The 23,529-nt window shown below is 40.9% G+C and carries 21 protein-coding genes; all 21 read right to left on the bottom strand.

The genetic code is table 11. The annotated features are described in order from the left end of the window. Positions 1-10: 10 nt before the first annotated feature. On the bottom strand, positions 11-727 hold the full coding sequence (locus tag DWW86_RS04455; RefSeq protein WP_117942412.1) for an SIR2 family protein: 717 nt from the start codon (positions 725-727) through the stop codon (positions 11-13). A gap of 232 nt (positions 728-959) precedes the next feature. After that, the gene (locus DWW86_RS04450; protein ID WP_117942411.1) at positions 960-2,117 is read right to left on the bottom strand and encodes a hypothetical protein; all 1,158 of its coding nucleotides are present in this window, start codon (positions 2,115-2,117) and stop codon (positions 960-962) included. Between the two features lie 24 nt (positions 2,118-2,141). Then, a complete protein-coding gene (locus DWW86_RS04445; protein WP_286187636.1) occupies positions 2,142-2,879 on the bottom strand; it encodes an AAA family ATPase in 738 nt (245 codons plus the stop codon). After that, complete coding sequence (pglX, locus tag DWW86_RS04440) at positions 2,846-4,603, bottom strand: BREX-1 system adenine-specific DNA-methyltransferase PglX (RefSeq protein ID WP_117942486.1); 1,758 nt, start codon at positions 4,601-4,603, stop codon at positions 2,846-2,848. The genes DWW86_RS04445 and pglX overlap by 34 nt, the downstream gene beginning before the upstream one ends. After that, a complete protein-coding gene (gene brxC, locus DWW86_RS04435; RefSeq protein ID WP_117942410.1) occupies positions 4,558-6,669 on the bottom strand; it encodes a BREX system P-loop protein BrxC in 2,112 nt (703 codons plus the stop codon). The genes pglX and brxC overlap by 46 nt, the downstream gene beginning before the upstream one ends. 19 nt (positions 6,670-6,688) lie before the next feature. Continuing rightward, positions 6,689-7,276, bottom strand: a complete 588-nt coding sequence (locus DWW86_RS04430; RefSeq protein ID WP_117942409.1) for a DUF1788 domain-containing protein — start codon at positions 7,274-7,276, stop codon at positions 6,689-6,691. A 2-nt stretch (positions 7,277-7,278) separates the two neighbouring features. Continuing rightward, positions 7,279-7,869 carry a DUF1819 family protein gene (locus tag DWW86_RS04425; protein ID WP_117942408.1) on the bottom strand — a complete coding sequence of 197 codons (591 nt, stop codon included), beginning with the start codon at positions 7,867-7,869 and terminating at the stop codon, positions 7,279-7,281. Then, entirely contained in the window at positions 7,869-8,093 is a 225-nt protein-coding gene (locus DWW86_RS04420) for a helix-turn-helix domain-containing protein (RefSeq protein ID WP_117942407.1), read from the bottom strand. The genes DWW86_RS04425 and DWW86_RS04420 overlap by 1 nt, the downstream gene beginning before the upstream one ends. A 136-nt stretch (positions 8,094-8,229) precedes the next feature. Continuing rightward, positions 8,230-9,270 (bottom strand): vWA domain-containing protein, encoded by a 1,041-nt coding sequence (locus DWW86_RS17225; RefSeq protein WP_207661399.1) that lies wholly within the window; start codon positions 9,268-9,270, stop codon positions 8,230-8,232. A gap of 129 nt (positions 9,271-9,399) precedes the next feature. After that, complete coding sequence (locus tag DWW86_RS04410) at positions 9,400-10,038, bottom strand: hypothetical protein (protein WP_117942406.1); 639 nt, start codon at positions 10,036-10,038, stop codon at positions 9,400-9,402. Between the two features lie 120 nt (positions 10,039-10,158). Beyond that, positions 10,159-11,193 (bottom strand): DUF5692 family protein, encoded by a 1,035-nt coding sequence (locus DWW86_RS04405; RefSeq protein WP_117942405.1) that lies wholly within the window; start codon positions 11,191-11,193, stop codon positions 10,159-10,161. Between the two features lie 12 nt (positions 11,194-11,205). After that, entirely contained in the window at positions 11,206-11,550 is a 345-nt protein-coding gene (locus DWW86_RS04400) for a hydrogenase maturation nickel metallochaperone HypA (protein WP_117942404.1), read from the bottom strand. Positions 11,551-11,587: 37 nt separating this feature from the next. Further along, positions 11,588-14,374, bottom strand: coding sequence for an FAD-dependent oxidoreductase (locus DWW86_RS04395; protein WP_117942403.1), 2,787 nt, complete (start codon positions 14,372-14,374; stop codon positions 11,588-11,590). A 32-nt stretch (positions 14,375-14,406) separates the two neighbouring features. After that, the gene (gene hypB / locus DWW86_RS04390; protein WP_117942402.1) at positions 14,407-15,075 is read right to left on the bottom strand and encodes a hydrogenase nickel incorporation protein HypB; all 669 of its coding nucleotides are present in this window, start codon (positions 15,073-15,075) and stop codon (positions 14,407-14,409) included. Beyond that, positions 15,062-15,625, bottom strand: coding sequence for a TetR/AcrR family transcriptional regulator (locus tag DWW86_RS04385; protein ID WP_117942401.1), 564 nt, complete (start codon positions 15,623-15,625; stop codon positions 15,062-15,064). The genes hypB and DWW86_RS04385 overlap by 14 nt, the downstream gene beginning before the upstream one ends. Before the next feature lie 142 nt (positions 15,626-15,767). Continuing rightward, a complete protein-coding gene (locus tag DWW86_RS04380) occupies positions 15,768-16,430 on the bottom strand; it encodes an SDR family NAD(P)-dependent oxidoreductase (protein ID WP_117942400.1) in 663 nt (220 codons plus the stop codon). Positions 16,431-16,443: 13 nt separating this feature from the next. Continuing rightward, on the bottom strand, positions 16,444-17,688 hold the full coding sequence (locus tag DWW86_RS04375) for a DNA polymerase Y family protein (RefSeq protein WP_117942399.1): 1,245 nt from the start codon (positions 17,686-17,688) through the stop codon (positions 16,444-16,446). Between the two features lie 4 nt (positions 17,689-17,692). Beyond that, positions 17,693-20,203 (bottom strand): glycoside hydrolase family 3 protein, encoded by a 2,511-nt coding sequence (locus tag DWW86_RS04370; protein ID WP_117942398.1) that lies wholly within the window; start codon positions 20,201-20,203, stop codon positions 17,693-17,695. Positions 20,204-20,205: 2 nt separating this feature from the next. Then, on the bottom strand, positions 20,206-20,439 hold the full coding sequence (locus DWW86_RS04365) for an HPr family phosphocarrier protein (RefSeq protein ID WP_015541169.1): 234 nt from the start codon (positions 20,437-20,439) through the stop codon (positions 20,206-20,208). Between the two features lie 71 nt (positions 20,440-20,510). Continuing rightward, positions 20,511-22,079, bottom strand: coding sequence for an alpha-L-rhamnosidase-related protein (locus tag DWW86_RS04360; RefSeq protein WP_117942397.1), 1,569 nt, complete (start codon positions 22,077-22,079; stop codon positions 20,511-20,513). After that, positions 22,079-23,434: an MFS transporter gene (locus tag DWW86_RS04355; RefSeq protein ID WP_181985305.1), complete on the bottom strand. Its 1,356-nt coding sequence runs from the start codon at positions 23,432-23,434 to the stop codon at positions 22,079-22,081. Before DWW86_RS04355 ends, DWW86_RS04360 begins: the two co-directional genes overlap by 1 nt. Positions 23,435-23,529: the final 95 nt, after the last annotated feature.

Here is a 23,529-nt window from a genome sequence, read left to right as displayed (position 1 = left end):
TTTACTTCTGCTATAAAATGCCAAATATATTTCTTTTTCTTACATTTAACATATATGCTCTTTGTAGATCATCCTCTAATACCTCCTTCACCCATGAAAAAATTTGTTTTATGTCTGGATCATTAAATGAATAACCAACAAACAAAATTACATTTGTTGCCAATAACGATTTCACATATGCTTCTATCAACTTAAAATTATTAGTATAATGTAAGTAATCATCCTCTTTTAGAACAAAATTGTCATGTTCAAAATCACCATGTATCTTTATCAATTCTTTTCCTGCGGTTTTATATGGCAAATCTCTGTCCTGACTTATAACTTGTATAAACTCAGAATTTTCTGTAGCCGCTTTTTCTAATAAACAATCGTAATTTGTTGTTATCATGGTCTTAACATTCATCTTAATAATATTTCTATGTATTTCTTGAATATCTAAATCATCATTAAATCGAAAAATTTTTCTTATTAGTTCAACATATTCTTTTTTTCCACGCGAATTATAGTAGAATTGAGGGATTTTCAAATTATCTATCTCTTTTTCTGGTATTCCCAATTTATTAGCAATATTCTTCACTGCACCAGACCAGCTTGGCATTCCTGCATCTAATGACGTCCCTGATCCTACAAACACTACCAATTTTTTATTTAACATTGCCTCTCTAAGCAGGCGAATTTCTTCTGCATATACATCATCTGGTCGCATAGTAACCTTTTTCTTTCTCATCCTATGTCCTCCCACCTCAAATAACTTACATCTTCATTTGAGTTTTTAATTAAATCTATATTTATCTTTTCTTATGGTCTATCCTTTTCTCCGTTATCTACAATATAATATCCAAATTTTTCACAAAACTTTCTATATCATATACTTATTTATAGCCTGTATAATTTTCTTCTGTTCCTTGGCAAGTTTTATTTTCTATTTCCCGTTACCTATTACTTAATAGTGATAACGCTTACTCACTGGTTCTCTCAAGTCTTTTTAAAAATTCCTGTTCTTTTTCTGTCAATTTCTTATCATGCGCAATATATAATTTTTCATTTTCTATAAAAATTATACTTATAAAAGTGTTACCATTAATTCTATTAAATCTTTTATCATTTATCTGTATTGTTTTATTCTGAACACTCAAATCTCTTTCCCAGCTAGAACCACTATAACTTGTAGTTTCACAAATAAAGCTATCCGCATAATAGAAAGCAGCAGCTTTGATACCACTCTTTAAAATCTCAAGTTCGTATAATTGGATAGAACTCAACATATCTTTTTGTTTTTGTATTTCTTCCAATCTTGCAACATTCCAGAAATAATTTCTGATTACATTATATATTCCTTCATTCATTTCTTCTTTATCCTGAAATTGAGAAACAAACTTTTTATAAAATTTTGTTTTTAATATCTTAGGAAAAATATCTTTCTGGCCTAAAATTTTTTCAAAATAACTATAATCAAACGCTTCTGTAACCAAATCATAAGGTATTTTTCTTTCAATTTTATCATCCGCCAATGCAATTGATATTGGATCCAAAACAGCTAAAAGCAAAATTCCCATCCCTATACTATATTTCAAAATATTAAGAAATAATTTCTGCTCTTTCCTTATATCAAACTTTTTTTGCATTCTATATGTATAAAATGTATCATACCCTTGCTTATGTATAATTTTGTTACTCTTATTTATCAGTTTTTCATATTTGGAAAAGTAATTTTTTAAGCACTCACGTATTTCTTTATATCCTTCTATAAAATCTTTTGTTTTTCTATTTGACATGTCTTTCCTGATATCAGAAGCAGATGGAATCCATTTCTTTTTCTTCCAATCTGATAGTTTATCTTCTCCATTTTCTACATAGAGCATTGTACCAAATATTTCATATGACTCGCGCAATGAATAAAACGCACATTCAAAATAGCCATCCTCATATAAAAATATAGAATTTTGAATAAGCTGAATTGCCTCTGCTAAAAAGGCATTACAAAAAAATGCATCGCTACGCCCAGTAGTAAGCATCATATTATTAAGATATAATAACAATTCCCTACGTTGCGGCAATTGACATTTTCGTTTATTCTCATATTTCATCTTATTTATTATCATTTCTTCAAAATTCATATTTTCACTTCTCTCCATATACCATTAGCTATTATCCAAAATTCGAATCTGTTCCCTTTTAACTGAATTAATCACTGCCGGTGCATGTGAGCTGACAATGAATTGAATTTTAGGAAAAATTGCATGAAGATCACTTAAAATTGTCTGCTGCCACTGAGGATGTAAATGCAAATCTATTTCATCAATCAGAACAATCCCCGGTGTTTTTTTCAATACCTGATCTCTTAACACAGGATTTAAAACAGCCATACGGTAAGCAATATCTCCAATCATACTAAGTGTATTTTTATATCCATCACTCATTTCATCCATTGCAAATTTTTGTGCATCACCTTCCGCTGTTTCAAATTCTAACATTAATCTACGCGTATCAAGATCAAAGGAAATACTGACATTTCTTGATCCACTAATTCTCTCATAACAACTACAGATAGCCTTTTCGACAGTTTTTAAGAGTATTGGTGGCTCCAGCACTCCTGTTTTCTGTTGTTTTTGAAGACTTTTTAATGTCTGATTCTGGAACCAATTCAGCATCAACTTTTCATTGGATTCCGCCGCCATACAATCCACATAACCAACTTGTCGTTTAAATTCTGTTAAAGATTTAATATTTCTTTTTTCCTTTTTCTGTGCATATAAACGTCCTGTTCCATAATAAGAGATCAGAGGAAGAACCAGAGACTTATCTCCTGTCATGATTTGATTCTGTGCTTTCTTCGCAAGACCTGTCAATTCACCCGCATCTTTGATAAGATTCCCCAATACACTACCAAAGAATTAAGACCATACCATCTTCTAGTACCGCCGCCTTTATTATACGGAATCCATCCAAGCTGCTTATTTCCTGTATATATGGAGAAATTTGTTGCCGAAATTTCATGCCAATATCTCAAAAATATATCATTATCACCAGTTGAAAGACCTGATTTTATATCATATATTTCCCCCAAAGACTTTCCTTGGAATAACTTAATTATCTTATCGCTAGCCCAGTACATATATATACACCCTGGTATATCACTAAATTCAGAACTTGCCCTTACATATTGCTCTTTATTATTTAAAAACGCTATTCTTTTGCCATCTGCATTTGCTATGTTTATCAAGCGGACAAATTTTGACTTAAAATTTACTATATCAATGTTCGACACTACAAATGCAACTGCCTGTACTACTTCACCACTGATTTCTTCAAAGGCATGTGCACCAAGATGTATCATATTGACTAGTTTTTTTCCATTTATTTTAGATCTTAAATTCTGAAATGTTGTTAAGAACATCCATGAGTGTTGTGTAATTAGAGCTTGGTAACCTTTAGGTTTAGCCATTTTCCCACAGCGTTCTATAAACACTGAAAACAAATCTGCTTTACTATCCGGATAATCTTTTTGAATCAAATCATATACTTTATTCCCTGTATTACTAGCGGACATATATGGTGGATTTGTCACTACTACATCATATTTCTGTCCCAGATTCCGTGCCACTCTTACTAGTTTTCGTAAGCTTTCCTGTGTTTCTTCACTTCCAACGCTCTCAAATGAAATCTGTCCTGTTGTACCTAAATCGTCTACAAATCTTTGCAGCACATTCCAAGCACATTCATCTACATTCAAGATAGAGCCATATTCTCTAGCATCTTTAAATGTATCCAGCAGTCCCTCTATCTGCATAACCGCTAGATTTCTTTCCTTTTCACTTAAATGAGCTCCGAAAAGCCGCAAATGATTCCGATTGATTTCATTACTCTCTACAATCGCATAAACTTTCGGTTCTGGCTTTTCATCTCTTCCACGCAGGAACCGTCTGTTATAGCCACGACCTTTCATCATAACTGCAAAGTATGCCAGCTGATATGCTCTCTGGTCGATATCCAGTCCATGAATATTATGCGCTACGATCTCAAATGCCGCTTCTCTCTTGTCATATCCAGCACTTTCATAGATATCCATCAGCACATCGAACATTGCAATCAGGATATGTCCACTTCCCATACACGGATCTATACAAGTAATATCTGTTGGTTTCAAATCTTTGTATGTGGTACGGATTTCTGCCAGTTTCACATTGACAGCCTCTTCCTGCTCTGCCTCTGGAAGATAATATTTCCATCCGAATCTTTCCGCAGTTGCTTTTTCATCTGTGCTTGGATCTACAGCACGTAAATGTTCAATCCAGATTCTTCCCACAGAGTTTTCTACCATATAACGAACAATCCAGTCTGGTGTAAAAAGCTGTGTTGCCGCCGGTATTCTCTCTTTTGTGATTTTTACGTTCTTTTTCAGCTTTGCAAAGGTGTCATCTTTTAATTCCGTGTTGTAATACTGATACAGCCATCCAATAATCTCCACCTGTCCGGTCGGATTACCTTCTTCATCCAGTGAAGATACATTAAAATCAGCTTCTGGAATACCCGTCTCTGGATTTACCAACATATAGATCACATCATCTTTATTGGTGTAGGAAATACCAAACAGCAATTCCATATACGATCTTTCTTTTCAATACGTTCATCTTCTTTTGCACGACGGATACTGTCAAAGCTTCCTCTTGCACCAGAAGCGTTTTTATTCAAAAACTTATAAATTTTAATGGAGTCGGTAATCTCATCCAGGAAGGTACTATCGTTCGGTAATTTTACAATCACACTATGTTCCTGTGCGGAAAGCATACGCAGGGCTGAATCCGGATAATCTTCCCCATATGGTGTGATGATGGATACTCCGATATCATTGGACTGATTTCCCTTGAAATACCGATCATCTACCTTCTGGTTGAATGGGAATAAATACCGGCTACTGTAACGATATTTCTTATCTGTAAAGATTTCTTCGAAGATTACGGTAGATGCCTCTCCGATAATCTCACCCATTTCTACGGATTCATTATTGATCGCATTATTGATTTCCTGTTCTTCATTGGTCAGGAAGATATAGATTTCTCCATTCTTTTGTACCAGTGTCTCTCGGATCAGTTTCTTTAAAGATTCTTCGATCTTTCCACGGATTTCAATACGGTCATCGTCAATATTGGAGATCATCAACGTTGTAAGGTTATCTACATTTGCTTTGATCTCTTTGACGTATTTAATCATAAACAGCACTTTAAGCAGCTCTACATCGAACTCATCCAGTCTGCTATTATCTTCGGCATCGGTAATAACCTGGCTGTGCTGATGGTCGATAAATTTATGCAGTGGATCATAGAAATAGCTAAATGGTACCAGTACACCTTCCTGGCCGTCTTTTAACCGGATTGCAGATTCCTGGAACAGTGCTAACATAGAACGGGACTGGTCAGATAAATGCTTTCCGCTGGCTCCATGAGTACGCACCGCTGTCAGTACCTGTCCAAGTAAGTTGAACTGATATGGAATAAACGGATAGCAATCCGCAAAATCTGTTTTATCTGTATATAATTTTTTATCTGCTGTATCTGCAGTAAATGTGATCAGATTCTTGATAATGGATTCTTTCTGCTCATATAATAACTTCAAGGATTCTTCTGCAATCTCGTTTTTCTCCAGAATACGTTTCCGGATAACTTCATCGACATTGGATGCAGACAGGGATAATCTGGTATCGAAACGTCCCTGAATCTTGGAGAAGTCATTTCCTTTTGTCTTTGTGATAGAATCAATATCTTCCTGGCTGGTAACGATCACCCATGCTTTTCCTCTGCAGGCAGTTCCCAGATCTTCTACGATAGTCTGTAAGTTCAGCATTAACTGGGTATCATCGGCAATATACTGTCCGATCTCATCTACAAGGAAAATAACGTGATGGTTCGGTCCTTTTTTCTCACAGTATTCTTTGACTAAAGATACAAATTTTTCAATGCTGAGATCATATCCACTTTTAGCATTTTTGCACCAGTTGCGGGCAGCCTCCTCACTCATAAAGTCCATGGCAACAAGAGTTTTTACAACTTTATCCTGAACTACTGCAAATGCCTGTCTCTTTCTCTTCCAAGGTGCACCTGCAATCTCTTCAAATTTCTCTTTAAACTCTTCAAATCTGCCTTCGTTATCCAGCTGGCGTTCAAATTCTGCAAGATATGGAATAGATCCGCAGTATCCCTGCATTTCATTGAACACCTTCATGAATACTTCCACGATAGCTTCTTTCCCTGATCCAACCTTTGCAGATCCTTTGGAATCAATATTAAAGAGCATGACATCAGAAGAAATGGTTCCGGAATTGGTCATCTTGGCAATCAGCATCGGATCATCGATTTTCTTTCCATCTGTAAAGTACTCGATGGCTCTCTTTCCTTCTACCACACTGTTTTGTAACAGATAAGAAAGAATCTTTAAGAAGTGAGATTTACCACTTCCAAAGAAACCGGAGATCCAAACACCCATTTTGTCTGTATTGTTATTGATCCCCTTTTCATAGTTATCGAAAAAATCACGGAAATGTTTTAACAGTTCTTTTGTTACTACATATTCGTCCAATTCCTGATATACGTTTTCTTCATCAGACTGACCAACTTTGATTACACCTTTAATGTCTCGTTCAATCCTTTTTTCAAACATATCCTTAATCTGCATACGATTTTCTCCTTCGTGTTTACACAAGCCTAAAGGCCCGATAATAGTTCTTAGAATCAATGGTTCCAAAAAGTTTCAGATCCTGACCACTGTATTCTCCAGGGTAAAACATAACCACTGGTGCTTTATCAAACACCTGATGTAAATTATTCAATATATTGTGGGCAGCAATAATAGGATGACATTTACCTACTCCTGTCAGAAAAACCACTCTGTCTGTCAGATCTTCCTGCAGAATTTTTGAGATAATCAGATTCAGTTCATTTGTCTCATCCAATCCCAATGTCTCTACCAGACTGTCTGCCATATCAAAAAAGCCATTGTCTTTTTCCAGATCAAAGAAGGCTTCCAAATACCCTTCTTCCTCCAGCACCTGAATCATCGTATGAAACAGGTCAAATTCTATGATTTTAAAATCTTTATTGCCATTATTGATCCGATCTTTTAAGTATGCGATATGATTGCGCACTTCCAGTTCAGCTCTCGGATCGTAATCAAACACATAATATCCGACTTCATTTCCAAGTCCTTTATTTTCACGGAAAGACTTTTCAGAGATCTTATCCTCAATCCGGTTCAGTCTTTCTTCCAAATTTAATCTTGCCATCCTTAGACTCCCTTCACTGCCTTCAAGTATTCTCCAATCCCATTTGCAGTCAGTAATTCTTCTGTCCGGTAATCAATATGAATTGGCTTGATTGTTCTTGGTTTTGCGCTGCTTTCCAGTAATCCTGCCTCAAACATCATTCTGGTAAAGCACTGTTTTAACTTCCGTACTGCAGTATCCGTCCAGCTGGCAACCACATCGCTCTGCATTGCCTTATCTGCAAAAAAGACATTCAGATCCCTGTCTGTGATCTCTTTTTCACCTAATCGAATCTTCTCGTCGTATACTTCATGTAAAAATTCAAAAAATAATCTGCTGTCCATCAAAATTGCAATCAGATTCAGAATCTTTGCGGTTTCTACATCACAAGTGATAAATGTCTGTAATACTGCTTCTGGTAAGGCTGATACCCTTCGATATGTTCCATTCAACACCTCATAAGCTCGATATTCTGCTTTCACCTGATAGATATTTTCCTCCCAGGCAATCTTGCGGATGTCTGCCTTACCAAGTCCTTCCAGAATATAACCTGCTGTCTTTCTGGACTCTTGCAGCCAGAATAATTTTGATGTAAGTCCTGCACTGTATTCCACTACTGTCCACCATCCTTAACTGAATTTTTCTCATAATGGATAATATCTCCGAAATCACAGTCCAGCTCTGCACAGATTTTTTCCAGAACTTTCAGAGACACCAGTTCTTCTTTTGTCATTTTTGCCATGGTACTGCTGCTGATTTCAATACGGTTCATTAAATCAACTTTTTTCATATTTTTATCGATCAATAATTTCCATAATCCGTTGTATGATACTGCCATATATTTTTCCTCTTTAATAGCGAAATTGTTTGGTAAATTACTAGTTCTTATTGTACCATAGCAAGGTTCTGTCTTCAATTACAACTTCAAACGGATTCTTCGACTTTTCGAATCCCATATTTAGGAAATCTGATTTTTAACTTACTTTTTGATCTTGCTTCTGTTCTTTTATTTCATCCATTACCGGAACCTCATTATTCTGTGTTATTCCCTGAATTTCTGACTGTAGCTCTTTTATTACTGTCGCTTTATTTACATCGTTTATTCTATCTCCTGCATGATCCAGACTGGTCTGAAACGCTCCCATCATTTCTTTACTGTCTAGCTGTTCTAACAATGCTTCCATGCAAATAACTTCTTTTAGTATTTTCTTTCGCTCTGCTCTCTTATCTCTTAATAATTTATATACCCTATAGCCTTGCGCAACATTATATGTGGTACCTTCGATAAAATTCAATACAGACTCGATTTCTTCCTCTAATTGTGAAACGTCTCTTTTCATTGCTGTCAACTTGATATTTATATTATTCCAGAATATAACCTGTTCCTGAAGAAAACGATATGCAGAAACAGGTTCTTCCTGAACAATCTCCGATGTTTCTACTTCTTCCAGTTCCAAACTGCCATCATCAGAATGTTTCATTCCAATCCCTTCTGAATCATTCTCGTACGTCACTGATCTGTTTCTATCAATTCCAATTTTCTCAGCCTCTTTTCCAGCATCAATATTGGCTCCAAGAAACAAGAACTCCCATCCGCATTCCTTTTTCGCTTCAACTTTTCTTCGAATTTGCTCCTGCGTATAATGCTCACTGGAGTTTTCCAAACCATCTGTCGTAATAACAAAAAGAACTTTTCCTGCTCTGTATACCTCTGGGAGATGCCTCTGCACATTATCAATTTTATCAATTGCTGTCCCAACAGCATCCAGAAGAGCAGTACACCCACGTACGAAATATTCTTTTTCTGTAAGAGGTTCTATAATTTCCACCGGAAATCTATCGTGGATAATATCAACCTCATCGTCAAACAGTATAGTCGTAACATTCGCCTTGATCTTCTGTTCTTTTTGTCTGGCAATCATACTGTTAAATCCACCAATCGTATCACTTTCCAGACCGCTCATAGATCCACTTCTGTCCAAAATAAAAACCAACTCAGTTAATTCTGTACTCATGTGGTAACCTCCTTTGCAACCTGTCAGACAGGTCTCTTTACTATTTATTGTTACTCACATTTTATTTACAGAACCAACCGGGTTGGTCGCATACCAGGCGACATCGCACCTGATTAATATATTTATTATTCAGCCAAATACAGGCTGTCCATATGCATATAAAACATCATTAATTTCAAACATATCATAAATTTTGTTTTGTAAAAAATATGCTACTATGATGTCCATCTTTGAACTCCGGGATAATGCAAATCCAGCACTTCCAAGTAAATCTTTTGCTTCATCTAAGGATAATTCCAGAGCAATTGTAAAAGCCAGCACCGTTTTCTTATTTGGCACATAATTAATATCTTTTCGAATTTTTGAGAAATGGCGACGGTCTACATAAGCCTTTGTATACACTTGCGAATCTGTCATCCCACGTTCATCAATCATTCGAAGAAGCCTTTGAGAAAAAGTTTCTTCAATCTGATTCATCAAATTATCAAGATTACGACTAACCGGTAACGTTGAAGACATACCTTTTTCAATCTTTGTCTTCTTCATTGTGGATACATCAAACCGTTCCACAGCTGCTTCATCCAGATTATAAGTATCTGGTTTCCGGCTATATTCGGCAGCCTTTTCCTGTATTCTTTTTTGTCGTAACTCTGAAATCCTATCAAACATAGATAACATTTCTTTATCCAGTTTAATATCATCTTTTGTCGGTTTGTAATATTTATCTATATACTTTCCCACTTCGTCAATCAGCTTCTGATCTGCCATAATTATCCCATCCCGTAAAAAAATTTTTGTTATTTCTTATAATAGCATATTTGAGATGAATTTGCGTCGCATAACAGGCGACAAAAAAGACACTGCCCTCCGACAGTGTCTTTCTCATCTTTATGCTCTTTCCATTGCTTCTTTGTAATCTTTTGTATCTGTGAAGATCTCGTTCTTCCATGGGTTCTTTTTCTGTACTTTTGCGCGCTTCAAAATGTATGCGAACACGAATACATTCACTGCAAAGGACAGTACGGAAATAATTCCCTGTGCGGTCGGTTCTGCGATGGTCGGCATGCTACTTCCCATGGCTGCTGCGATGCCGCCCTGTCCGTATACGGAAGTGACTGTTGTGAAACGACTCGCATCCTGGAACAGCGGGAATACCTGCGCGAACATGCACCAGAGTGCCAGCGTGTTGGCACGGTTCTGTATCCAGCCGCCTTTGTTCCAGAGTGCTGCTGCAAAGGTCGGTGCGAGCAGAAGTGCGAGACCGCAGTACCAGGAATGTGTAGGCAGGTTCAGATATGTATACTGGAAATTCCAGATGTCATATGCAAGGACATATACCCAGATCATGTCCGGCCAAAGCATATCTTTTTTGTCTTTTGAGGAGTAGATTCCCCACCAGCCTGTCATACAGAAAATGTTCAAAAGACCGGCCAGTCCGTTTAATACGTTCCACCAGCCACCGTAAAGCCATACGCCTTCGGAAGAAAGCCACCAGCCACCTGCCAGAGAACCGGCACGGACTGCTGATTCAAAGTCTGATACTACCGCGATCAGGATGTTGATTGCAACGATAATAAACGGAAACGCTTTAAATCCATGAGATTTTCCGAGTTTTCCCCAGTGATACTTAAGAATCATAAATCCGATACAGCCGGCTGTTGCAGCATACAGTTTTGCATAATGGAACCAGCTATTCATATGCACGTACGTATCATTATTAAGTGCCCATTCAGCTCCCATTGCTGCACCGACATAGATAGCAATAAAATACACGGTAAGTGCTGCAGGAAGAATCAGAAAACATGCAATGCCGCCTGCTTTGGATCTTCTTGCGATTTCATTCATTACGACAAGTCCGGTAAATACCAGCAGCCATCCAAGAAGCTGCCATCCGGCTGTCTCTCCATAGATTTGAAAAAACATACTCTCTCTCCTTTACTCCACTTCTATTTCCTTAATGTTGAACTCATTTCCCTGCAGTAAATATGTGTGTTCGCTTCCGCAATGTGGGCAGATCCTGCCATGCTCCACGGTCGAATATGTCTTCTGACAGTCTTCACAGTATGTAACTGCAGGTAATGTTTCCACCACTAATTCAGATTCATTGAACAGCGGCCGCTTTTGGGCCGCCCACGTCCAGCAATTCTGCAGATAGGACTCGATCACTGTCGAGACCTCCCCCAGCTCAAGGGTGACTTTACGAATATGTGTCACCTTATTTTCCTCGGCCACCTTTTCAAGGTGATCCATGATATGAAATGTTACTCCAAGCTCGTGCATAACGCTTCTCCTTTACCCGAGAGCTGCTGCACAGCTCTTATTTTTTCTTTTTGAATTTCACTTTGATCGACTGCTTCACCATATTCGGAAGAATGTATTTCAGTTTTTCTTCGGATGTATGCATCACAGATGCTCCCGGCAGTTCTCTGTGCAGATGTATTGCATCAAACATACATTTCGTAGTACAGATACCACAACCGATACATTTATTCGGATCCACGACAGATGCGCCACAGGACAGGCATCGTGAAGTTTCTTTTTTCACCTGCTCTTCGCTCAGGCTCTGTGACAGATCACGGAAAGTTTTTGCCTGTTCTTTTACATCTGCTTTCGGCGGAATCTGACGGCTGGATGAGTCGTAAGTTTCCACTTTAATATTTTCTTTATCCAGTTCAATGAAATCGCGTCGGTTACGTCCGATGGTCAGTGTACAATTCTCATGCACATAACGATGCAGAGAAACCGCGCCTTCACGTCCGGCTGCGATCGCATCGATAGCAAATTTCGGACCTGTATAGACGTCACCGCCTACAAAAATATCCGGTTCGGAAGTCTGGTAAGTCAGTTTGTTGGCAAGTGCGCCGCCGTTCGGGCGAAGTTCCACATGGAGATTGTCCAGCATATGGCCCCAGTCGATTGCCTGTCCTACGGAAAAGATCACATGACGACACGGCACTGTCACTGTATCATTCTCATCATATTCCGGTGAAAATCTGCCATGTGCATCAAACACACGAGTACATTTTTTGAAAACGACGCCTCTTACATGGCCGTCTTCTTCCAGAATTTCTTTCGGTCCCCAGCCACAGTTCAGCTCAATTCCTTCTTCGAGAGCTTCTTCGATTTCTTCGTTGCTCGCCGGCATTTTTTCTCTTGTTTCCAGACAGAACATGGAAATCTTCGCATCGGTACATCTGCTGCTGACTCTTGCCGCATCAATGGCTACGTTTCCGCCGCCGACCACGACCACATCACCTTCAAGCGGGAAGCTTTCTGATCCACCTGCTTTTCTTAAGAAATCCACCGCCGTATATGCACCTTCGGCATTTTCTCCACTGATTCCCGGTTTTCTTCCTCTCTGACATCCGATTGCAGCATAAAATCCTTTATAACCCTGCTCTCGTAAATCTTCGATTGTAACGTCTTTTCCGACTTCTACACCACAGCGGATCTCTACGCCAAGCTGACGGATCACATCGATCTCTGCAGCAAGAAGATCTTTTTCCAGTTTGTAGGACGGAATTCCATAGCGAAGCATGCCGCCCGGTTCTGCATTTTTTTCAAAAATCGTCGGTTTGTATCCGGTCAGTGCAAGGAAATATGCACATGATAAACCAGCCGGTCCTGCGCCGATGATCGCGATTTTTTCTTTAAATCCACCTTTCAGTGACGGAATTGTTTTTTTCGGAATGAAGCGTGTCTCTGCATTCAGATCACGTTCTGCGATAAAGCGTTTAACTTCATCAATTGCTACCGCTTCGTCGATCATGCCTCTTGTGCAGGCATCTTCACAGCGTCGATTACATACATGTCCGCAGACAGCCGGAAGTGGATTGTCTTTTTTGATCAGCGCAAGTGCCTCCTCATAGCGGCCTTCTTTTGCGAGCTGCAGATATCCCTGTATGCCGATATGTGCCGGACAGGCTGTTTTGCACGGTGCAGTACCGGTGTCATAGCAGTTGATGCGGTTCGTATCGCGGTAGTTGTGTGACCACATATGTTCGCCCCATGGCTGATCACCCGGAAGCGGGATACGTGGATATGTAATCTCACAGCCTTCTTTATCACATAGTTTCTGTCCCAGTTTGACAGCACCTGCCGGACAGGCCTCCACACATTTGCCGCATGCAACACAGTTCTGTTTCTCAACTTTTGCGATATACGCAGAACGGGACATATTCGGTGTGTTAAAAAGCTGTGATGTACGAAGCGCATAACAGACATTTACGTTACAGTTACAGATAGCAAAAATTTTATCTCTACCATCAATATTTGTAATCTGATGTACAAAGCCGTTTTCTTCTGCCTGTCTGAAAATATCCAGTGCTTCTTCTTTCGTAATATAACGTCCGTCTTTCTGCGTCTCCACAACGTAGTCCGCCATGTCTCCGATCGCAATGCACCAGCCTTCCGGATCATCTGCACAGCCTTCATTATGTGTCAGTCTGGAACGACGGCAGGAACATGGACTTGCAGCATATTTTCCCTCGTATTTACTGAGCCAGTAGGAAATGTGTTCCAGATCTACAGACTCATTTTCCATCTCAATTGCTTTTTCTACAGGGATGACATGCATGCCTATTCCGGCACCGCCCTCCGGTACAAATGGGGTGATTTTTTCCAGCGGCAGGCGGGACATATGCTCAAAAAATGTTCCCATCTCCGGATTGGATTCCAGAATTTTTGCATTCATATTAAAAAATTCTGCGCATCCCGGTACATACATCGGCAGGACATACTGCTTCTCATGTGCAGCGTTTTCCCAGTTGTATTCGAGAAGACCTTTGCGTGACATTTCTTCCAGAAGCGCCTCACATTTTTTCTCTTCCATACCAGATAATTTCACGATCTCCGGCAATGTTTTTGGCTTTCTTACCCCAAGTTTCAGTGCCAGTTCTGCTTCCTCATCGGAAAGCACTCCGGCCAGTCCCCAATACTCCGGATCGTTTCTGGTGATCTTTTTAAGGCCCAGTTTCTGCGGAATACGGTCCGTGATCTTTTTACCCAGTTTCGCAATTGGTTCACGAAATGGTTCATTCGGATCAGGCGTAAATTCCGGGTAAACATAATCCGGATAAAGTTCTTTGTCGAGTTCTTTTTTCATCTCTCTTTCCTTTCCCTTCTCTCTGTTTCTTTTTATGATTTCCAGTCAGCAACCTGCTTTTTCAGCCATGTTGTCCATGCCTCTATACCTTCTCCTGTCTTTGCACTGACCGGGAAAATCTCTGCTTTGGGATTTCTCTGATGAATGTATTTTTTCACCAGTTCCATATCGAAATCAAAGTATGGAAGTACATCGATCTTATTGATCAGAACAGCATCGCATACTTCAAACATCAACGGATATTTCAGTGGTTTGTCGTGTCCCTCCGGTACGGAAAGAATCATCACATTTTGGGATGCACCTGTGTCAAACTCGGCAGGACAGACGAGGTTTCCCACATTTTCAAGAATTGCCAGATCTACATCTTCAATACCCAATCCTTCGATCCCCTGCTCTGTCATTTTTGCATCCAGATGACACATGCCGCCGGTATGTAACTGGATTGCTTTTGCACCTGTTTCTGCAATCGCAAGTGCGTCCACATCCGAATCAATATCTGCCTCCATAACACCGATACGGAAATCATTTTTCAGTGTTTCTATCGTTTTTTTCAGTGTTGTCGTCTTACCGGAACCGGGTGATGACATCAGGTTCATCAGGAATACGCCTTTTTCTTTCAGCCTGGCTCGAAGCTGGTCAGCCTGTCTGTCATTGTCTGCAAACACGCTTTCCTTAATCTCAAGAATTCTAACTTTTTCCACCTGCTTTTATTCCTTTCATTAATATTTCCACCATTTCTTTTTTGGCCTGTTCATAGGTCAGTTCATTCTGGTACAGAACATCTGACTCCATAAAACAGATTACAGTACCTTTTACTATTGCCATGACTACCGGAATGGAAACTTCCCGTATCAGACCTTCTTCCATGCCTTTCCTCAGGTACTGTTCTGCCTGTTCCCATCCATTGTTTACTGACCGCATCAGATGTCTGTATGGCTTCGGATATTTCTCCGCAAGTTCGTAAATCCGGCTCAGTCCGATGTTGTAATATTTCTCTGGAAGCGCGCACAAAAGCTTCTCCAGTTTCTGTACCACATTCAGGCTTACGTCCGCCTCCAGTTCTTCCTGCATACTGTATAAATCTGCTGCATAACGGTCAGCCACCGCTACCAGAACTGCCTGTTTGCTTTCAAAAACGGTATAGATTGTCTTTTTACTGATTCCCAGCCGTTTCGCCAGATCGTTCATCGTAAATTTCAGACCGTTCTGTTTAAATTCCTCAACCGTTGCATCAATAATTTTTTCCCGCATTCAATCCTCCATTTGGAAACCCGGAAACTCTTTTAAGTTTTTCAGTTTCCACTATTGTAGCATTTTGACAAAAAAACGTCAATCTCAAAAAGGCTCAAAAAAAACCGAATCCTCTTCGGATCCGGTCACTTATCATTCTTTTTCAGTTGTCTGTCTCCGGCCATACGAAATGCGCATTTCCGGCTTCGAGTCCATCGATCAGGATATTCTGACCGGTGCAGAAACGGTTGGTCACGGTCATAAAATATGCCCAGTCAGCAGTCTCTTCTACAGTCATCCATCTCTTAAGCGGCGTCTGCTCCATGATCTCGTCCCACAAAGCTTTATCTTCCATGACAGGTTTGTTCAGTTCTGTAAGGACTCCGCCAAAATCAAGACTGTTGCATACTGCACCGTATTTTGCAATGCGCAGGGCAACATTTTTTGTATAGGAAAGAACTCCTCCCTTGCTTGCTACATATTCAGGAAATTCCGAGCCGTTGTGTCCGCTGGCAGAACCTATCATCAGTACTGCACGGATACCTGAATGAATCCCGTATTTTTCTGTAATGCCTATGGTCCCTTTTAAGTTTACATCAATATCTTCTTCGTTCTGTACACCTGCATTGTTAATCACAATATCAAACGGCTCCAATTCCGGATACTGCTCTTTTGCCCGGATATCCATGCAGATATGCGTATAATTCTTATTCTGTATTGATGCATCTTTACGGTCAATGCCTGTAACATTGTGTCCTTCTTTCAGAAATTTTTCTGCAATTCCTTGTCCGATACCGGAGCTCGTCCCTGTAATCAGTACTCTCATAATGGTTCTCCTTCTATTTCTTCTCGTCCTCATTTTTCATCTGTGCGCGTGCTTTTCGCGCAATTCCGGTGTTGCTGTTCATGATACTCGCACGGGTAATTTTGTCATTTCCGAACTTCTGACGGATTGCATCCATCGTAGCATCCAGCTTTCTGTGGCGCTCTTTCTGCTCATTGTCTTCGAACAGAGACATCTGTTCAAATCTCTCGTCCGTAAGGTTTGTAAGTGCCACTCCAATCAGCCGAAGTGGCTCCCCCTTCCATGATTCGATAAACAGTTTTTTCGCATTTTTGTATATCTCATCTGTCATGTCCGTTGCATTCGGAAGAGTTGTCTGATGCGATTTGTTTCGGAAATCCAGTGTGCGGAAAGTTACCGATACGGAGGTACATTTTTTCTCTTTTCTGCGCATCCTTGTTGCTACAACATCGCACTGTTCCAGAAGGATCGGAAGCACCTGTTCTACGGAAACAATATCATCATTAAAGGTTGTTTCCACACTGAAACCTTTTGCTTCTTCCGGCTGTGCCCTGACCGGAGAATCATCAATTCCGCACGCATACTGCCAGAGCTGATGGCCAGCTTTGTTCCCGAGTAAAGTCTGGATTTCCGCCTCTCTTGCATGTGCCATATCACCGATCGTATGAATGCCTGCTTCTGTCAGTTTCTTCTCGGAAGCTTTACCCAGAAACAGAAGATCACGTACCGGAAGCGGCCACATCTTCGTCGGAATCTCCTCTGGAAAAAGAGTATGCACCTTATCCGGTTTCTCAAAATCAGATGCCATTTTTGCCAGAAGTTTGTTCGTAGAAATCCCCACATTTACTGTAAAACCAAGCTCATTTCGTATCTTGTCTTTGATCTCGTGAGCCGTCCGAACCGGATCAGGATAAATCAATGAAGTACCTGTCATGTCCAGAAAAACTTCATCAATTGAGAACGATTCCATTACAGGCGCATAGGATGCACAAATCTCTTTGAATGCTCTGGAGCATTTGATATACAGTTCAAAATCACTTTTTACAATAACCAAATCCGGGCATTTTCGGAGTGCCATTGCCACAGGTTCTCCTGTCTGGACTCCGTATTTTTTTGCCGGAATGGACTTCGCCACAACGATTCCCGTACGCTTTTTCGGATCTCCTCCAATGCAAGCAGGGACATTCCGGAGATCCGGAAGTCCCTGTTTCACTCTGCGTACCGATTCCCATGAAAGGAACGCACTGTTTACATCAATATGAAAAATTAAACGATTCATAGCTTTACTGAAGGTACTGGTTGGATTTCCAGATCACACTTACCAGTCGTGCAATACATGCTTTCAGGTCTTCGATCTTTAAGGTTCCTTCTGCCAGTTCTTTATGCATGTTGTCATGGTCTCCGAAACATCCCGGCATCACGAGGTCGTTTCCGGCTCTCATACATCCGGATGCGGTGCATTTCTCATCAACTTCTGTTGTTGTCCAGTCTGTCATGATCATACCCTTGAAACCCCATTCATTACGTGCGGTCTCTGTACAGAGATCATAATTATTCGCTGCATGAACACCGTTGATCAGGTTATAGCTTGTCATGATAGACAGTGGCTGAGATTCTCTGACTGCGATTTCAAATCCTTTAAGGTATACTTCGCGGAGTGTACGCTCGGAAATCACACTGTCAGATCCCATACGATTGTCTTCCTGGTTGTTACATGCGAAATGCTTGATGGTTGTGCCACATCCATAGTTGGACTGTACACCTTCTGTCATTGCTGCTGCGATGGTTCCTGCCACATACGGATCTTCAGAATAATATTCGAAGTTTCTTCCACAGAGTGGATTTCTGTGAATGTTCATTCCCGGTGCCAGCCAGAGTGTCACACCGAAATATTCCATCTCTGTACCGATCATCGCACCAACTTCACGGATCAGTGCACGGTTCCATGTCTGTGCAAGCAGGGTTCCTACAGGAATCGCGGTACAGTACTGATAGTATCTCTCGCCCGGAAGTTCTCTGGAATCATCGTAGAAAAGACCGCCTTCCAGACTGAATTCAAACGGCATGGTCACAATGCTTCCATCGTTCACATGGTAGTATTTCATGAGACGAAGTCCCGCCGGACCGTCTGCCAGTACGATACTTGCCAGGCCTTTGTCGATTGCACAGCGGTGTGTTTCACCTGCGGATCCCGGGACAGAAATACCTGCCGCACCAAGGTTTCCGCCCTGTGCTTTACCCGGATCTCCTGCTGCCAGATCGATCAGCTCTTTTTCTGTCAGTGTGTTGACAAAGTCCAGCGCATCTTTTTCACAGAGTTCACCGTTTTTCTTATATTCGATGACTTCTGTCGTAAAATCTGCCGCATACAACTGCGCAACGTTCAGCTTCTGTTCTGCTGCCAGTTTCTCCGCTTCTTTTTCGCGGGATGAAGTTTTTCCGGAAGTCTGTGTTTTTTCATCCAGTTCCTGCTTCAGCGGGAAAAGATTTTTTACCTGACGAAGAATCACTTCGTTATCAAGTTTTACACCGCCGCACAGTTTTGCATCTGCAAGGCTGTTGCCGATCCAGATTCCATAGAATCCACTTTCCAGAATCCATGCGGCTCTCTTTTCATCATAGGAAGTCAGATGTTCCAGAGAAATTTCTACAGTGATCTTTTCGCTTTCATCCGGTTTAAGTTCAGATGTTTTGGCATAAGCCACGAGACGATGTGCCTCTTTTTCGAGGATGCCGCCCGGAAGAGATGTGTACACCTGAACGACCTCTTTACCGGAAACTTTGCCGGTATTTTTCACCTGTACAGAAACAGTTATTTTTTTGTTTTCCAGACTTTCCAGACAGTAGTCGTTTATCTCAAAGTCCGTATAAGAAAGACCAAATCCGAAGCCATAACGTACCGGCACGTCAAAGGTATCAAAATAACGATAGCCGACATACATACCCTCTTCATAAACTTCCGTCTCAACATTTCCATTATTGTGTGAAAATGTCTCTGCATTCGGATAATCCTCGTATTTGTATGCCCATGTATCGGTGAGCTTTCCAGATGGATTCACCTTACCGGAAACAACATCCGCAAATGCATTTCCGCCTTCCATACCCGGCTGTACAATCGTCAGAAGTGCTTTAATATTGGTAAACTCATCCATAAAAGAAAGATCCACCTGTGCGCCTGCATTGATCACAACGATGACATTTTCGTAATTTGCACAGATATCTGCCAGCATCTCGTATTCTTCATCTTTCAGATAATAATCGCCCTTGTCTGCCTGACGATCCGCACCTTCACCGGCAATGCGGCTGAGCACATAAATTGCAGTCTCTGCTTCGTCACCTGATGATTTCTTAATCTTGTCTCCTGCCGGCATGATAAATGGCGTCGTACTGTAGACCTCAAAGAAACTCATGGTGTCCGCACCATATCCGGTTCTGGATAAAATATCATTTTTCCAGTCCTGACGGGCTTTGTCATAAATTTCGTTGTACCGATTGATCCATGCTTCTGTAGTAATCTGGAATCCGGCATTTTTCATGCCCTCACAGATAGAAACCTTTTCTCTTTCGTTGACGTCACCGGAGCCGGTGCCGCCTTTGATGGTCTTGCCGGCACCTGCCCCATAAAGAGCAATCGCACTGCCCTCTTTCAGAGGAAGGACATGATCTTCATTTTTCAGAAGAACGATGCCTTCTGCGGCTGCACGTCTTGCAACTTTACGATGTTCTGTTTCCCATGGCTGGATTTCCGGATTCATTGTACCGGCAAATGTTCTTTCTTTTAAAGTACGTGTCATGATTATTCCTCTCCGACAAAATCTGCGAATGTTTCTTTTACTTTTGCTTCATCGTCTGTATCTGCATTCAGAATCAGCGGTTTGCTGAGATCCAGACTGAAAATTCCCATAATGGATTTTGCATCTACGTAATATTTACCACTCTGCAGATCCATGTCACAGTCAAATTTACTGCAAAGTTTGTTGAATTTGTCCGCATCCTGCATGGATACGATCTTTACTGTTAATTTTACCATAATCTGACTCCTTTTTCCATTTCTAATCATGTTCGTACGGATATTCGAAAACTGTTTTCGTAATCCGTTTTTCAGATAAAATATTTTCTGAGAAGGTAGGTCGGGGTACAGCTCCATGCATGACAGTAGCTGTTGACAATACTTCCGCCATATGGAGATTCTGCCGGATTTTCCGGATTATAAAGTTCCCAGAAGGTATCTGCTCCATGGCTCAGCATGCCGCCCCAGTAGTATTTCATGTAGTCCATTGCCTGTTCTTTTTTGCCGCACTTAAGAAGTGCTTCTACAAAATGATGATTCATATACGGGGAAACCATTCCTTTTTCCGGGTTCAGAGCAATTACTTTATCAAGGATTTCTGCTCCTTCTTCTGCGGATACTGCTCCGGCAAGTATCATCCACACCTGACTTGCGTAATTGATCTGTTTTTCTTCTCCGCTTACAAACAGACCCTTGTCTGGATCCAGCAGATATTTTTTTGCTGCTTCTGTCTTTTCTTTTGCTTCTTTTGCAAAATAAGCAGCCTTTTCTGTATCACCAAGTGCTTCCGCGATCTTCTGTACTTTCCCTGCACAGTAGATGTATACGCCCTGCATGGCACTCTGTTTATTAAGTCCATCGGTCCAGTCAATAAATCCCCAGAAACCTTCGCCGTTTTTCAGCAGATTTTTTTCATCAAACCACTCTTCTGCTATTTCCATCTGACGATATGCGCAGGCACTTAAATCTTTTAAGGTTTCTTTGTCACCGGACGCTTCATAATAATCGTAAAGCGTTGCACCGAAGAACATAGAATAATCAAGAAGGAAGGTGTCATCTACGATGAATTTCGGTTCTGTGAAGAGACATGCACTTACCTGTCCATTATCTTTCGTCTGCGCTGCAAAGAGATACAGACATCTTTTTACGAGATCCATATTGTGGAAAGTTTCATAGTTTGCAAGCGCCTGCAGACGAAGGTCTCCAAGCCAGAGACGACGGTCTCTCTTCGGTCCGTCCTCAAATACAGACTGCATACAGTTCTGCAGCGTACGGAGGCTCACACGGTCAAGTCTTCTGATCATCTCGTCATCGCTCTTTACCGGCTCCACATCTTCAATACGAACTGCTGAAACACTGGTGCAGCTTACGTCTTCGACCACGAGCTGCCATTTCAGGGAGGTATCGATTGCCTCTATCTCCATGTAACGGAATGCATATCTTCTCGGAAGTTTCAGTTCTGCCGGAAGAACATCCACATGGATAAATTCCTCCTGGATCCAGCCACGGCTGATCCATCCGTCATAGTCTTTGGAATCCTCTGTGATTTCTTTTGCGATCTCTGCAAATTTCAGTCTGAAAAATGCCGGTGCATCCTGCGGACTTCCTACAGAGTTTAATTTCATTGTAACATATCCTACCTGATGATCACCGAAATCCAGACAGATCTTATCTCCTTTTGCAAGATAATAAGAAGAAAGATTTTCGATGTCGTCCTTCTTATTAACATCCGGATATACATTTTCTGTTTTTACGATATCTACAATAGAAACAGGGCGAACTACAGTCTCAAGAAGCTTCGGCGCGCATGCCTCTGCTTTTTCCACAAATGCATCATTGGTCACACGGACCATGTTAAGGTCTATACTTACCTCTGCCATTATGCGTTTGCTCTCCTTTCATCAAGTTCTTTGATGATCTGCGGATAAATCTTATCCAGATCATAGAACATCATAGTAACAATTGTTGCAATATTTGTGAAAATCGGAACCCAAATATACATGGCAGTGATATAATGCTGTGCTGTCACTGTCTGGATCGTCTGAGTTGCATCAAATCCACCGAACTGGAGAAGTGCTGCACCAATACTGCTGGCAATTGCCATACCGACTTTACCGACAAAACCATTCACTGCTGAAAGAGTTCCGGCTGTGTTGACACCGCTTTTCCATTCACCATAGTCAACCGGGTCAGGCTGCATTGCGAAATGCATACTTCCCTTCAGGCCATATCCTGCTGCTGCGATCACTGCACCCGCAAGAAGTACCGGCACATTTGTTCCGCCAAAGAAAATCATCAGAAGACCACCCATATGTACAAAGCTTCCTCCAACCATCAGATTTCTCTTCGTTGTCAGTTTTACGAGGAATGGTGCACAGAGATTCGTTACAATCGGGACAAGTGTTGTAATCGTCGCAACAATCTGTACCAGTGTTGTATTCTGTACAACATATGTAAAGTAATAAATAACGGCACTTGCCTGAATTACATAGCCTCCGAAGAACCATACGATATTCAGTGCAAAAAGTTTCCATGGTTTGTTGTGGAACAGGCAGGAAATGTTTGCTTTCAGGCTGACTTTTTCCTGTTTGATCACAACACGTTCTTTTGTATTAAAGAAGCAGAAAAAGAAAACAAGGCATCCGATGACACCAAAGATCATCATTACAATACGGAAACCAAGTGCTTCGTTACCGTTTCCGAATTTATCAACAAGTGTCAGGGCAAATGCACTGACTACAGTAGAACCAACAGAGGAAAAGAAAGTTCTGCAGGATGCAAGGACTGTTCTTTCGTGAGGATCTTCACTCAGTGCCGGAAGGATAGATGCCATCGGGATATTTACAACCGTATATGCTGTAGAAAGCAGGATGTAAGATACATATGCGTAGATCAGCATCCCTGTCTGTCCGATATTCGGGACAGAAAAAGCAACAACTGCTGCCACACCAAACGGAACCGCACCAAACAGAATCCATGGTCTTGATTTACCCCATCTTGTGTTTGTCTTGTCGATCAGGAATCCTACGATCAGGTCTGAAATTCCATCAATTACTTTTGTGACCAGGAACATAACACTGACTGCACCGGCATTCAGATGCATCACGTTTGTGTAAAAATACAGCAGGTACAATGAGATCATCTGCCAGATCAGATTGCAGGCAAAATCAGATGAGCCGTAACCGATTCTCTGACGCCATAAGCCAATTTTTACTTTCTTTTCAACTTCGTTCATTTTTATAACCTCCAAATTTCTTTCTGCCATTACTTTACTTCTTTTTTACATTTCTTCCAATTGTGATTTTTTTTGTAAAACACTGACTTTTTTTT

The sequence above is a fragment of the Ruminococcus sp. AF17-22AC genome (genome assembly GCF_003460065.1).
Classification (GTDB): domain Bacteria; phylum Bacillota; class Clostridia; order Lachnospirales; family Lachnospiraceae; genus Blautia_A.
Note: the sequence above shows the minus strand (reverse complement) of the source record. Positions and strands in the feature narration are given on the sequence as shown.

Bases quoted from the DNA above. Each gene is read 5' to 3' on its own strand.
- DWW86_RS04410 (WP_117942406.1), bottom strand. From the start codon at position 10,038: ATGGCAGATCAGAAGCTGATTGACGAAGTGGGAAAGTATATAGATAAA.
- DWW86_RS04420 (WP_117942407.1), bottom strand. From the start codon at position 8,093: ATGGCAGTATCATACAACGGATTATGGAAATTATTGATCGATAAAAAT.
- DWW86_RS04395 (WP_117942403.1), bottom strand. From the start codon at position 14,374: ATGAAAAAAGAACTCGACAAAGAACTTTATCCGGATTATGTTTACCCG.
- DWW86_RS04455 (WP_117942412.1), bottom strand. From the start codon at position 727: ATGAGAAAGAAAAAGGTTACTATGCGACCAGATGATGTATATGCAGAA.
- pglX (WP_117942486.1), bottom strand. From the start codon at position 4,603: ATGGAATTGCTGTTTGGTATTTCCTACACCAATAAAGATGATGTGATC.
- brxC (WP_117942410.1), bottom strand. From the start codon at position 6,669: ATGCAGATTAAGGATATGTTTGAAAAAAGGATTGAACGAGACATTAAA.
- DWW86_RS04365 (WP_015541169.1), bottom strand. From the start codon at position 20,439: ATGGTAAAATTAACAGTAAAGATCGTATCCATGCAGGATGCGGACAAA.
- DWW86_RS04355 (WP_181985305.1), bottom strand. From the start codon at position 23,434: ATGAACGAAGTTGAAAAGAAAGTAAAAATTGGCTTATGGCGTCAGAGA.
- DWW86_RS04405 (WP_117942405.1), bottom strand. From the start codon at position 11,193: ATGTTTTTTCAAATCTATGGAGAGACAGCCGGATGGCAGCTTCTTGGA.
- DWW86_RS04375 (WP_117942399.1), bottom strand. From the start codon at position 17,688: ATGAATCGTTTAATTTTTCATATTGATGTAAACAGTGCGTTCCTTTCA.
- DWW86_RS04360 (WP_117942397.1), bottom strand. From the start codon at position 22,079: ATGGCAGAGGTAAGTATAGACCTTAACATGGTCCGTGTGACCAATGAT.
- DWW86_RS04450 (WP_117942411.1), bottom strand. From the start codon at position 2,117: ATGAATTTTGAAGAAATGATAATAAATAAGATGAAATATGAGAATAAA.
- DWW86_RS04380 (WP_117942400.1), bottom strand. From the start codon at position 16,430: ATGAGAGTACTGATTACAGGGACGAGCTCCGGTATCGGACAAGGAATT.
- DWW86_RS04385 (WP_117942401.1), bottom strand. From the start codon at position 15,625: ATGCGGGAAAAAATTATTGATGCAACGGTTGAGGAATTTAAACAGAAC.
- DWW86_RS04400 (WP_117942404.1), bottom strand. From the start codon at position 11,550: ATGCACGAGCTTGGAGTAACATTTCATATCATGGATCACCTTGAAAAG.
- DWW86_RS04370 (WP_117942398.1), bottom strand. From the start codon at position 20,203: ATGACACGTACTTTAAAAGAAAGAACATTTGCCGGTACAATGAATCCG.
- DWW86_RS04430 (WP_117942409.1), bottom strand. From the start codon at position 7,276: ATGGCAAGATTAAATTTGGAAGAAAGACTGAACCGGATTGAGGATAAG.
- DWW86_RS17225 (WP_207661399.1), bottom strand. From the start codon at position 9,270: ATGAGTACAGAATTAACTGAGTTGGTTTTTATTTTGGACAGAAGTGGA.